The organism is Corynebacterium sp. NML 120412 (genome assembly GCF_002285155.1).
Classification (GTDB): Bacteria; Actinomycetota; Actinomycetes; order Mycobacteriales; family Mycobacteriaceae; genus Corynebacterium; species Corynebacterium gottingense.
In genome coordinates, this window is record NZ_NSGL01000002.1 from 267,102 (window position 1) to 278,847 (window position 11,746).

Consider the following 11,746-nt stretch of genomic DNA (forward strand, 5'->3'; position numbering starts at 1 on the left):
GGGAGGAGTACCCGTGAAGCTTTCCGCAGAGGAGCAGCCGATCCTGCTCGAGTTGGCCAAGGCGGACCGCGTGGCCGCGCACCCGGACTCGGCGCGGCCGGAGGAGCAGGAGCTGGAGAGGCTGCTCAAGGAGCGCAAGGACCTGCAGGCGGCGTCGGCCGCCGCGCAGATGGCCGTGGACGACATGGAGCTGGAGATCCTGCGCATCCAGGAGGACGAGCGCAAGCTGAAGAAGCGCGAGATTGATGACAAGCGCCAGCTCGGCGCCGAGACCAACCCGGAGCGCCGCAAGGACCTGGAGCACGACCGCTACGCGGCGAAGTCGCGCATCGCGGACCTGCTCTCCGAGCTCAAGGAGGCGCACAACGAGATCGCCGCGCTGCGCAACAACCGCGACAACCACGGCGCGCGCCTGGACGAGGCGGACCGCAAGGTGGAGGCCGCCCGCCGCGCCGTCGAGGCGCTGCCGGACCGCGAGCAGGTGGACACCGCCGCGCTGCGCCACAAGCTCCCCGACGACGTCCTCGAGGTCTACGACGAGATGGGTGCCGCCGCGTTCAACGGCCGCACCTGCAACGCCTGCTTCATCCAGCTGCCCGCCTCCGAGCGGGCCGCAGTGATGGGCACGCCCGCCGACGAGGTCCCCGCCTGCCCGAACTGCGGCGCCCTGCTCGTGCGCGTGCGCCTCACCCCGGACGAGGCCGCGGCCCGCACTGGACTGACCATCGAGGAGTAGGGGAGCCGATGAAGGTCAGCGTCTTTACTGACGGCGGCTCGCGCGGCAACCCCGGCGTGGCCGGCTCCGGCGCCGTTGTCTACGGCGAGGGCGGGGAGACCCTCGCCGAGATCGTCTACGTGGTGGGCGCGAAGTCCTCCAACAACGTCGCCGAATACCACGGCCTGTTGCGCGGCCTCGAGGCCGCCGCCGAGCTGGGAGCCACCGAGGTGGCAGTGTCCATGGACTCCAAGCTCGTTGTCGAGCAGATGAACGGCCGCTGGAAGATCAAGCACCCTGACATGCAGAAGCTCGCCGTGCAGGCTCGCAAGCTCGCCGGCGGCTTCGACCGCGTCACCTACACCTGGGTGCCGCGCGCGAAGAACAAGAAGGCCGACGAGCTGTCCAACAAGGCGATGGACGCCGCCACGAAGGACGGCACGCCCCGCATCGTGGAGGAAGCAAGCCTGCACAGCGGGCTGCCCGCCCGCGCCACCGCCAAAGCTCCGAACGACCGTGCAGCGGCCGGCCACCCCGGCGCGCTGGTCTACGGCAACAGCGGCGCGACCCGCACACGCTTCATCCTGCTGCGCCACGGGCAGACCGCGCACTCCGCAGAGCACCGCCTCTCCGGCACCTCCAACCCGGAGCTGACCGAGCTGGGCCGCGCGCAGGCGCGCCGGGCCGCCGGGGCGCTCACCGCGCTGGCGCAAGAGTCGCAGTTTGGGCCCATCGACGCGATCGTCGCCTCGCCGCAGGCGCGCGCCCAGCAGACCGCGGAAGCTGCGGCCGACGCGCTCGGGTTCGACGCGTTTGCAACCAACGACGGATTCCGGGAGATCAACTTCGGCGACTTCGAGGGGCTGACGAGGGACGAGGCCCGGGGGAAGTTTCCGCAGGAGTTTGGGGAATGGGAGGCGTCGGTAAGCAAGGCCCCGCCACGGGGCGAATCGCTCGCCGCGCTGCACCGACGGGTGACCCGCGCGCGGCTGAAGCTACAGGAGGAGCGCGCCGGGCAGACGATCCTGGTGGTCAGCCACATGATGCCGATCAAGAGCGTGATCCGGCAGGGGCTCGGCGCCGGGGCGGAGGTGTTTAAGCACACCTATCTGGACTTGGCCAGCGTGTCCGTGGTGGATTTCTACGACGATTTTGGTGTCGTACGCTGCGTCAACGATGTCGCGCACCACAGGTAAGGTACAATAACCGCTTGCGAATGAGTCGGCCGGGTGACCGCGGCCGCCCGAACCGCCGCGCATGCGGGCTGGCGGGTGGCCGAGGAAAGTCCGGACTCCACAGGGCACGGTGGTTGCTAACGGCAACCCGGAGTGATCCGCGGGAAAGTGCAACAGAAAGTAGACCGCCTCGCGCTTGTCGCGGGGTAAGGGTGAAAGGGTGCGGTAAGAGCGCACCGGCGCCGGTGGTGACATCGGCGGCCAGGTAAACCCCACCGGGAGCAAGGCAAGAACCGCTGCGCGTGCGCAGGGGTCGTCGGACGCGATGAGGCTGCCCGCCCATGTTCGAAGGTAGCTGCTTGAGGCGCCCAGCGATGGGTGGCCCAGATGGATGGTCACCGCCCCGTCCGGGGCACAGAATCCGGCTCATAGGCCGGCTCATTCGCACTGCGCGCTCCCGCAGACTCTGGCACGATGGCGGGGTATGAAACTGTATGCCGCGCCGCTGAACTTTCGCGCTATCGCGAGCGAATTTTCCGTCCCCACAGACTTCCCGCCGCAGGTGCTCGAGGAAGCGACGCAGCTCACCGATCGATTCGCCGGGCAGCGTATCGACGCCCGCTCGATCCCCCTCGTCACCATCGACCCAGTCGGCTCCCGCGACCTGGACCAGGCGGTGCACATTGCCGAGCGCGGCGAGGGAGGAGGCGGCGGCTACACCGTCACGTACGCGATCGCGGACGTCGCCGCCTTCGTGGAGCCGGGCGGGGCGGTCAAAGACGAGTCGCTGCAGCGCGGCCAGACCATCTACCTTCCCGACGAGCCGGCACGCCTGCACCCGCCGAGCCTGAGCGAGGGGTCCGCCTCGCTGCTGCCGGACGTGGACCGGCCGGCGGTGTTGTGGACGTTCGAGCTGGACCAGGACGGAGAGGTGGACAGCGCTCACGTCGAGCGCGCCCTGGTGCGCTCGGTGGCCCGGCTGGACTACGACGGGGTGCACGAGGACTTCGCGCGGGGGGAGCCGCACGCGTCGATACGCTTGCTCCCGGAGGTCGGTCAGCTGCGGCAGCGCAGCTCGCTGCGGCGCGAGGCGATCAACCTGCGGCTGCCCAGCGTGCGCGTGGTCGGCGAGGGCGGGACCTTCGAGCTGGTCATCGAGCCGCGCCACCCCGTCATGGACTACAACTCGGAGATCTCCCTGCTCACCGGCATGGTGGCGGGCAGGATGATGGTGGAGGCTGGCGTCGGGTTCCTGCGCACGCTCGGGCCCGCGACCGGTGAGGCAGAGGCCGAGTTCCGGCGCGAGGCGTCGAACCTGGGCTACGAGGTCGGCGGCAACATCGGCGAGTTCCTCGCCGGGATCGACGCGGACACCCCACGCGGGATGGCCATGATGCGCGAGGCGCAGAAGCTGTTGCGCGGCGCGGGCTACGTGGACCTGTCGGAGAAGGAGCCGGAGGTACACGCGGGCATCGGCGGCTACTACAGTCACGTCACCGCGCCGCTGCGCCGACTGGTCGACCGCTACGCCACCGAAGTCTGCCTGGCTATCTGCGCGGGCGCGGAGGTGCCGGAGTGGGTGCGCGAGGACGCACCAAGGGTGATGAAGACGATGGGGCGGACGTCCCAGCTGGCCAACACCGTGGACAAGGCGTGCTTGAACCTGACCGAGGCGACCGTGCTCGAGCCGTGGGTCGGCCACAACTTCGAGGGCGTGACGCTCACGGTCAACGAGGAGGACCGCGCCCGCATCTTCATCGCGGACCCGCCGGTGCTCGCGCCGTCCGTCGGCGCGCCGGGGGAGGGCACGGAGACGAAGTTTTCGCTCGTGCTTGCCGACGCCACCCAGCGCGAAGTCTCCTTCGCCTGGCCCGCCGACTAGGTCTGCCGACTAGGACGCGGGGGCGTCCTCGAGGCGCGCGGTGGTGCCCGGCGTGATCTCGACGACGTCGAACTGCTCGGCCATGCGGCGGGCGAACTCGTCCGCGTCCCGGCGTGGCACGAGTGCGAGCACCGCCCTGGAGGTGCCGGTGGCCGCGGGCCGTGCCGCGAGCGCGCCCCGCTCGCGGCACAGGGCCACGAGCTCGGTGGGGACAGTGAGTCCGCGCAGCTCGGTTGGCGAGTTCACCAGGGCGAACAGGTCGTTGGTGTGGCGAGAGCGCAGCGCCCTGGCTACGGCCATGCTGCGCAGCGTCTCCGCCTCGCAGAAGTGGACCCACGCCCGTGCCGTCTCCGGCGCTGGCGCGGTGGTGTCGCCGACGGTGTGGCGCGCCTGGACCCACTCGACGACGCGCTCGATGGCGTCGGGCAGCTTGCGCAGCGAGTGGACGCCGAAGTTGGCGCACGCCGCGCTGATGAACGCGCGGTGCGTGGCGATGCCCTCCACCTGGCCCGCGTCCGCCTCACCGAACGCTTCCGCGACGGAGAAGATGCGCACGCCCTCGCGGGTCGGGTGCGGGGCCTCGGTGAGCGAGCCGTCCGCGTAGTCGATCACGGCGATGCCGTTGCCGGTGGCGCGCAGGGCCGCGGTGTGGCGGGAGCGCAGGCCGTTGAGCGATGAGTACGTCTCCACCGCGTGGGCGGCGATGTCGGCGAGTCGGGCGCGGAAGGGCGCGTCGTTGATGTCGCTGTGCCCGGCGGCGAGGGCGAGGCACAGGGCCGAGTCCGCGGCCCACAGCGCCCCGAGCCCGGCGCCGAGTGGGATGTCAGAGACGACCGTCACGTCCAGGCCCGCCGTGTCGCGCGAGAGCACCTGTCGCTGGATCAGCTGGTGGACCAGGCCGGCCCACCGCTTGCCCAGGGGGTGGTCGGCGCCGTCGGGGTCGCCGAGCGGGGCGGTGGCCAGGACCGGTTCCGAGCCCGGCGCGGAGGCCGCGAAGCGGAGCTTATGGTCGTCGCGCGGGCTCACCGCCACCGAGGCGCGCAGCCCGCCGAGCCCGATGAGCGTGGCGCCGCCGAAGTGGTCCACGTTTTCCCCGGCGAGGATCCACGTCGCCGGGGCGGATGCGACGTGTGCCGGCTGCGCGCCTACGCGCCGTTCGTGCTCCTTGCGAGCGCGTTCCACCAGGCCGGATGGTTGGGCGTCGGGGGCAGGCCACAAAGACATAAAGCGTTCTCCACTCTGCGCAAAGGGGGATTGGTACGAGGAAACTCCAGACTACCAACCGCCGTCGGCGGGTATGGTGGGCCAAAATGTCCACCGTTCGCGGCCCACCGCGAACCCCCGGAATACACGAAGGAGCCGACCATGGCAGACGAAAAGTTCTACTTCAACCCGTCCACCGGCGAGGTCACCCAGGGCAAGGTTGCGTCCTGGGACAACCGCATGGGCCCGTACGACACCCGCGAGGAGGCGGAGCGCGCGCTGGAGACCGCGGCGCAGCGCAACCAGGTCGCCGACGACCAGGATGAGGCCTGGGAGGACTAGGACGCGAGCCCCGCCCCCGGCTCTACACCTGCTTGAATGCCTTCTTGATGTCCTTGATCGCCTTCGGGTAGTCCTCGAGCGCCGCGCGCCCGATCTCCAGTTCTCGCTGGTAGAGGATGCCGTACGCGAAGGTATCCTCGCCGCGGTCGCGCGCCGCCCGGGCGAGGCGCTCGATGTGCTCGCGCGCGGTCACCGCGTCCTGGAAATCGCCGAGGATGGTCTGCAGCCGCTTGCACGCCTTGGCCAGCGGCCCAGTCTTCAGGCCCGCGTCCTTGGCGGCTACCGCGGCGTAGCGCAGCTTCTTCGCCGTCTTGCGCACGTCGTGCACGTACGACTCGCGCTGCAGCAGCGGCAGGGAGGTGTCGCCGTAGTATTTTTCCACCTTTGCGTTGCGCTTCTTCAGCTTCTTGTACGCCGCCCGCAGGTGCGCGTAGAGCACCGCGTCGGCGGGCTCCTCGGGCTCATGCTTGTCGACGCCACCCTCATCCTCATCAACCTCACCGGGGAGGTGGGGCGTGAGGGCGTCGTGAAGCAGCGCGTCGACCTCGGCGAGCAGGGCGGTGAAGCGCTCCGAGTCGAACATGTCGACGATGTCGGCGTGGGCCTCCTCGTAGACGCCGCGCATGTCGCGATTGATGTGGGCGGCGGTGATCACGTCGATCTTGTCGGACTGGTCGCTGGCCAGCAGGTCGTGGAAGCGCTGCTCGACTACTTCGGCGTCGCGGGCCATGCCGAGGACCGCCGCGGCGTGCTTGAGCTCCGCCTCGAGGTGGGCGAGGTCGCCGGCGGTAATCACGCCGTCGAAAGTCTCCAGCAAGGAGCGCAGCTCGCGGGTGGCTACGCGCATCTGGTGGACCGAGTCGTATTCGTCGGCGCGCACGCGCGGCTCCCAGCTCATGATGGCGTCGCGCTTGTCGCGCAGGGAGGCGTACACCGCGTCGGCGGCCGCGTCGCCGGTGCCCGAGGACGGCAGGGGCGCGTTGTTGAAGCTGTCGCCAAGCGCCGTGGCCAGCTTGGACGGCGAGTCCGCGCGGCGGGCGCCCGCGGCCAGCATGGCCTCGGTGGCGCGGCTGAGCAGGCGCTCGCCGGCGGGGGTGCCGGCGATGGCGTCGGTGAGCTCAAGCTCCCACTCGCGCCACTCGGAGGCCGTGCCGCCGGGCAGGTAGGACTCGGCGGAGACGTGGTCGTCGCAGAACTCCGCCACCGCGAGCGAGTCGGCCGGGTCCGGGTAGCGCACGCCGATCACGGTTTCCACGCGCCGGTTGTCCACGCGCGCGATCGGCTTCAGCGGCGGGTGGACGGGGCCGAGGACGTCGCGCACCGCGTCCAGCAGCGGCTCGGGGACGGTGTCGGCATCGCTGCCAACCCCGTTGCCACTACCGGTGCCATCCGACAGCGGGTGCTGCAGCTCGCGGCGCCCGCCGGACTCGCCGGGCAGCTTGACGTGCCAGCCGGCGTCCTTGCCGCCGGTGCGGCGGCGCAGGGTGATCTTGGAGCGCGTCAGGCGCAGGTCCGCGGTATCGAAGTAGATGGCGGAAAGTTCGTGGGTGGTGGTGGAGATGGGGGACAGTGTGGCGTCGATAAGCGAAAGCCTGGGTGGCTTCGTGTCGGCGTCGACGGCGAGCTTGACCTCGAGTTCCAGAAATTCCTGTGGTTGTGGCATGCGTTTCTCTCCTCACTTCGGCTGGCATAGAGTCTAGCCCGGCTACAGTGGGCCGTATGAACACTCAACAGGAAGAGGTCCTGCGCAAGGTAGAGCAGCAGGACATCGCGTTTCTGCGGCTCTGGTTCACCGACATCTTCGGCTCGCTGAAAACCGTGATGATGTCGCCCGCGGAGCTGGAATCCGCGTTTGACGAGGGCGCGGGGTTTGACGGCTCCTCCATCGAGGGCTTCACCCGCATCTCCGAGTCCGACACGCTGCTGAAGCCGGACCCGTCGACCTACCAGGCGCTGCCGTTCGACGAGGACTCCGGGCTGCAGACCGCGCGCATGTTCTGCGACATCACCATGCCGGACGGCGACCCGCTCTACGCGGACCCGCGGCAGGTGCTGCGCCGCCAGATCCAGAACGCCCGCGACATGGGCTTTGAGTTCCTGGCCAGCCCCGAGATCGAGTTCTACGTGGTCAAGCCCTTCGAACCGGGCGAGCATCCGCGGCCGGCCGACAAGGGCGGCTACTTCGATCAGGCCAAGCGCAACGAGGCGCCGAAGCTGCGCCGGCAGGCGATCAGCGCCCTGGAGTACATGGGCATCGTCACCGAGTTTTCGCACCACGAGGCCAGCGCCGGCCAGCAGGAGATCGACCTGCGCCACACTGACGCGCTGACCATGGCGGACAACGTGGTGACGTTCCGCTACATCGTAAAGACGGTCGCCGAAGCCAACGGCGTGCACGCGACCTTTATGCCCAAGCCGTTCCGGGACATGGACGGCTCCGCCATGCACACGCACTTCTCCCTGTTCGAGGGCGACGAGAATGCCTTCCACGACCCGGACGATGAGATCAGCCTGTCGCGCACCGGCCGCCAGTTCATCGCCGGCATCATCGAGCACGCCAACGAGATCTCCGCCCTGACCAACCAGTACGTCAATTCCTACAAGCGCCTCCAGTTCGGCTCCGAGGCGCCCACCGCCGCGACCTGGGGCGTGTCCAACCGCTCCGCGATGGTCCGCGTGCCCACCTACCGGCTGCACAAGGCGGAGTCGCGCCGCGTAGAGGTCCGCTCGCTGGACTCCGCCGCGAACCCCTACCTGGCCTACGCGGCGGTCCTGGCCGCCGGCCTGCGCGGGATCGAGCAGGGCTACGAGCTGGACGAGCCCGCCCGCGACGACGTCTTCTCGCTCACCCGCCGCGAGCGCCGCGCGATGGGCTACCGCGACCTGCCCAACTCGCTCGACCAGGCGCTGCGCTACCTCGAGCAGTCCGAGTTCATGGCCGAGGTGCTCGGCGAGCAGGTCTTCGAGTACTTCCTGCGCGCCAAGTGGGACGAGTGGCACGACTACACCTGCCAGGTCACCCCGTGGGAGCTGGAGAGCGGGATGGACCTTTAATATGGCGCTTCCCACCCCAGCAAAACTCGGCCTCGTCTCGCCGCGCGCCGCGGAGGACATCGAGGAGCTTTCGCTTGTCGACGCCCCCTCGCTCTGGACCCTCGCCGGCACCGGTGACCCCGACCTGGCCCTGAACAACACGCACCGTTTCGCCGGGGCGCTGCAGGAGCACGCGCCGGGCGAGTGGGCCGAGGTGCGCGACCAGCTGGCGGCCGATCCGGCGTTTTGCACGCGCTTCTTCGCGCTGCTCGGCGGCTCGACGGCGCTGGCGGACCACTTGGTGGCCAACCCGGGGCAGTGGCGCGCGCTGGCGGGCGAGTTGCCCACCGCCGAGGAGATGCGTGAGGCGATGCTCGCCGCCGTGGACGCCGCGCCGATCGCGGAGGCGACGTACCGCGCCGGCGCGCGCTTCGACGACAAGCACGCCGCGAAGGAGGCGCTGCGCGACGCGTACCGCACGCTCATGATGCGGGTCGCCGCCGCGGACCTGGCGGGCACGTTCGCCCCGGTGAAAGGCCACGGCGGGACGGAACCGCTCGGCTACACCCGCACCACCGAGACGCTGACCGCGCTTGCCGACGCCGCGCTGACCGCCGCCCTCGCCGTCGCCGTCCGCCACGTCTACGGCGACGAGGAACCGGACACGCGGCTCGCTGTCGTCGCCATGGGCAAGTGCGGCGCCCGCGAGCTGAACTACATCTCGGACGTGGACGTCATCTTCGTCGCCGACGACGCCACCGCCAAGGCGACCCGCACCGCCAGCGAGTTCATGCAGCTGGGCACCGCCTGCTTCTTCGAGGTGGACGGCAACCTGCGCCCCGAGGGCAAGGCAGGCGCGCTCGTGCGCACCCTGGACAGCCACGTGGCGTACTACAAGCGGTGGGCCGAGACGTGGGAGTTCCAGGCCCTGCTCAAGGCGCGGCCGCTGACGGGGTCGCTGGAGTTGGGGCAGTGCTATGTGGATAAGCTTGCTCCGCTCGTGTGGGAGGCCTCCCAGCGCGAATCCTTCGTGGAGGATGTGCAGGCGATGCGGCGGCGCGTGCTGGCCAACGTGCCCGAGTCGCTGCGGCAGCGCGAGCTGAAGCTGGGGGAGGGAGGCCTGCGCGACGTGGAGTTCGCCGTGCAGCTGCTGCAGCTTGTGCACGGGCGCATCGACGCCGACCTGCGCAACCCCAACACGGTCGCGGCGCTCGAATCGCTTCGCGACGGCGGCTACGTCGGCCGCGAAGACACGAGCAAACTCATCCGCGCCTACGAGTTCCTCCGACTCCTGGAGCACCGCCTGCAGCTGCAGCGCTTCAAGCGGACCCACCAGCTGCCCGACGCGGACGACGAGAAGCGGCTGCGCTGGCTCGCCCGCGCCGCCGGGTTTCACGCCACCGCGCGCCGCACCGCGGTCGAGGAGATGCAGCGGGCGCTGTCGCAGCTGCGCCAGGTGGTGTCCAACCTGCACGAGCGCCTCTTCTACCGCCCGCTGCTGGAGGCCGTCGTAGACCTGTCCATCGGCGAGGCGACCTTCTCCGCCGACGCGGTCAAGGCGCAGCTGGCCGCGCTGGGCTACCGCCACCCCGCGCGCGCCTACGACCACCTCAACGCGCTGGTCAAGGGCACCTCGCGCAAGGCGAAGCTGCAGGCGATCCTCCTGCCCACGCTCATGCACTGGCTCGCCGGCACCGCCGACCCGGGCGCGGGCCTGCTCAACTACCGCAAACTGTCGGACGCCGCGCTGGATCGCAGCTGGTTTCTGCGCATGCTTCGCGACGAAAGCGTCGTCGGCATGCGCCTCATGCACATCCTGGGCAACTCGCCGTACACCTCCGACCTCATCATCTCCGCCCCCGACGTGGTCAAGCTGCTCGGCGACGGCTCCAGCGGGCCGCGCCTGCTCGAACCCGCGCCGGACCAGGTGTACAAGGCGATCATCAACTCCGCCAACCGGCACCGAGGCAACCCCGACAAGGCCGTCGCGGTGGCGCGCTCCCTGCGCCGCGCGGAGCTGGCACGCATCGCGTCTGCGGACCTGCTGGGCCTGATGGAGGTGCGCCAGGTGTGCACCGAGCTAACCATCGTGTGGGAGGCGGTGCTCCAGGCGGCGCTGGAATCTGAAATCTACGCCGACCTGCAGGACCAGGAGCTGGCCGAGCAGCCGGCGCGCATCGCGTTTATTGGCATGGGCCGCCTCGGCGGCGCGGAGCTTGGCTACGGCTCCGACGCCGACGTCATGGTGGTTGCCGAGCCCGTGGGGGAGACCTCGGAGTCCGACGCCACCGCGTGGGCGGCGCGCATCGTGGACCAGATGCGCAAACGCCTGGCCAAGCCGTCCGGTGACCCGCCGCTCGAGGTGGACCTGGGGCTGCGCCCCGAGGGCCGCTCCGGCGCCGTCGCGCGCACGATCGCCTCCTACGAGCGCTACTACCGCGAGTGGGGCGAGGTGTGGGAGAAGCAGGCGCTGCTGCGCGCCACCGGCGTCGCCGGCCACGCGCCGCTCGGCGAGCAGTTCCTGCACATGATTGACCAGTTCCGCTACCCCAAGGGCGGGGCGAGCAGGGCCGACATCCGCGAGATCCGCCGCATCAAAGCCCGCGTGGACAACGAGCGCCTCCCGCGCGGGGCCGACCGCGCCACCCACACCAAGCTGGGGCGCGGGGCGCTTGCCGACGTCGAGTGGACCGTCCAGCTCCTCACCATGATGCACGCCCACGAGCACCAGGGGCTCCACACCACGTCCACCCTGGACGCGCTGGACTTCCTCGCTGAGTTAGACGACCCGGAGGTGCTGGCCGCGTCGAAGGCGGAGATCCTCCGGACCGCCTGGCTCACGGCCACGCGCGCCCGCAGCGCGCTCGTGCTGGTCGCGGGCAAGCGCACCGACCAGCTGCCCGCGCCGGGTCCGCACCTGGCGCAGGTGGCGGGCTCAGCCGGCTACGACCCGGACGACCAGCAGCAGTTCTTGGAGGACTACCTGCGCATTACGCGCCGGGCTCACCAGGTGATTGAAGAGGTGTTCTGGGGAGAAAAGCCCACCCGCGAGTTTGATTAGCGCCGCCTCCCGCTCGCGCCCGTAGAGTGGGGGCATGGCTGTTCACTTTTCTATTGATCTGACCGATGCGACCTACGCCGACCTGGTGGCGCTGGTGGAGGGGGCGCGTGTGGCGGGCGTCGATAAGCGTGCCGCGCTGCACCTTGAAGATACGACGCTGTCGCTCGAGGTCGAGCCCGATGCGCGGACCGAGCGCAGCGCCGCGCGCGAGCATGCGCCTGTCTCTTATACACACCTAGATGTGTATAAGAGACAGACCGAAGTCTGCCTGGCTATCTGCGCGGGCGCGGAGGTGCCGGAGTGGGTGCGCGAGGACGCACCAAGGGTGATGCACG

General features: G+C 70.0%; 8 protein-coding genes, 1 other RNA gene and 1 pseudogene. 8 read left to right on the plus strand and 2 right to left on the minus strand.

What is annotated here, in order from left to right; all coding sequences use genetic code 11:
- Window positions 1-13 precede the first annotated feature (13 nt).
- The 4 genes from CKJ84_RS08255 (at window position 14) to CKJ84_RS08270 (ending at window position 3,772) form a co-directional block, all read left to right on the plus strand.
- Window positions 14-736: a zinc ribbon domain-containing protein gene (locus CKJ84_RS08255; RefSeq protein ID WP_095534939.1), complete on the plus strand. Its 723-nt coding sequence runs from the start codon at window positions 14-16 to the stop codon at window positions 734-736.
- Window positions 737-744: 8 nt separating this feature from the next.
- Window positions 745-1,911 carry a bifunctional RNase H/acid phosphatase gene (locus CKJ84_RS08260; RefSeq protein WP_095546605.1) on the plus strand — a complete coding sequence of 389 codons (1,167 nt, stop codon included), beginning with the start codon at window positions 745-747 and terminating at the stop codon, window positions 1,909-1,911.
- A gap of 21 nt (window positions 1,912-1,932) precedes the next feature.
- Window positions 1,933-2,335, plus strand: an RNA gene (rnpB, locus tag CKJ84_RS08265) — RNase P RNA component class A.
- 39 nt (window positions 2,336-2,374) lie between these two features.
- Window positions 2,375-3,772, plus strand: coding sequence for an RNB domain-containing ribonuclease (locus CKJ84_RS08270; RefSeq protein ID WP_095546606.1), 1,398 nt, complete (start codon window positions 2,375-2,377; stop codon window positions 3,770-3,772).
- Window positions 3,773-3,781: 9 nt separating this feature from the next.
- On the opposite strand, the gene CKJ84_RS08275 is transcribed toward CKJ84_RS08270, so the two are convergent.
- A complete protein-coding gene (locus CKJ84_RS08275) occupies window positions 3,782-4,996 on the minus strand; it encodes a hypothetical protein (protein ID WP_095546607.1) in 1,215 nt (404 codons plus the stop codon).
- Between the two features lie 141 nt (window positions 4,997-5,137).
- Here CKJ84_RS08275 and CKJ84_RS08280 point away from each other — a divergent pair, with 141 nt between their 5' ends.
- Entirely contained in the window at window positions 5,138-5,317 is a 180-nt protein-coding gene (locus CKJ84_RS08280; RefSeq protein ID WP_095278206.1) for a hypothetical protein, read from the plus strand.
- A 22-nt stretch (window positions 5,318-5,339) separates the two neighbouring features.
- Here the strand turns inward: CKJ84_RS08280 and CKJ84_RS08285 are convergent, their stop codons facing one another.
- Window positions 5,340-6,980, minus strand: coding sequence for a CYTH and CHAD domain-containing protein (locus CKJ84_RS08285; protein ID WP_095546608.1), 1,641 nt, complete (start codon window positions 6,978-6,980; stop codon window positions 5,340-5,342).
- A gap of 56 nt (window positions 6,981-7,036) precedes the next feature.
- Between CKJ84_RS08285 and CKJ84_RS08290 the strand changes: the two genes are divergently transcribed.
- The 3 genes and pseudogenes from CKJ84_RS08290 to CKJ84_RS08300 form a co-directional block, all read left to right on the plus strand.
- The gene (locus tag CKJ84_RS08290) at window positions 7,037-8,371 is read left to right on the plus strand and encodes a glutamine synthetase family protein (protein ID WP_095534934.1); all 1,335 of its coding nucleotides are present in this window, start codon (window positions 7,037-7,039) and stop codon (window positions 8,369-8,371) included.
- A gap of 1 nt (window position 8,372) precedes the next feature.
- Complete coding sequence (locus CKJ84_RS08295; RefSeq protein WP_095546609.1) at window positions 8,373-11,411, plus strand: bifunctional [glutamine synthetase] adenylyltransferase/[glutamine synthetase]-adenylyl-L-tyrosine phosphorylase; 3,039 nt, start codon at window positions 8,373-8,375, stop codon at window positions 11,409-11,411.
- 34 nt (window positions 11,412-11,445) lie between these two features.
- Window positions 11,446-11,746 (plus strand): annotated as a pseudogene (locus CKJ84_RS08300) (hypothetical protein); the annotation flags it as partial.

What these genes read in the sequence shown, in the direction of transcription:
- CKJ84_RS08290 (WP_095534934.1), top strand. Translation starts at nt 7,037, where the DNA reads ATGAACACTCAACAGGAAGAGGTCCTGCGCAAGGTAGAGCAGCAGGAC.
- CKJ84_RS08295 (WP_095546609.1), top strand. Translation starts at nt 8,373, where the DNA reads ATGGCGCTTCCCACCCCAGCAAAACTCGGCCTCGTCTCGCCGCGCGCC.
- CKJ84_RS08280 (WP_095278206.1), top strand. Translation starts at nt 5,138, where the DNA reads ATGGCAGACGAAAAGTTCTACTTCAACCCGTCCACCGGCGAGGTCACC.
- CKJ84_RS08275 (WP_095546607.1), bottom strand. Translation starts at nt 4,996, where the DNA reads ATGTCTTTGTGGCCTGCCCCCGACGCCCAACCATCCGGCCTGGTGGAA.
- CKJ84_RS08270 (WP_095546606.1), top strand. Translation starts at nt 2,375, where the DNA reads ATGAAACTGTATGCCGCGCCGCTGAACTTTCGCGCTATCGCGAGCGAA.
- CKJ84_RS08260 (WP_095546605.1), top strand. Translation starts at nt 745, where the DNA reads ATGAAGGTCAGCGTCTTTACTGACGGCGGCTCGCGCGGCAACCCCGGC.
- CKJ84_RS08285 (WP_095546608.1), bottom strand. Translation starts at nt 6,980, where the DNA reads ATGCCACAACCACAGGAATTTCTGGAACTCGAGGTCAAGCTCGCCGTC.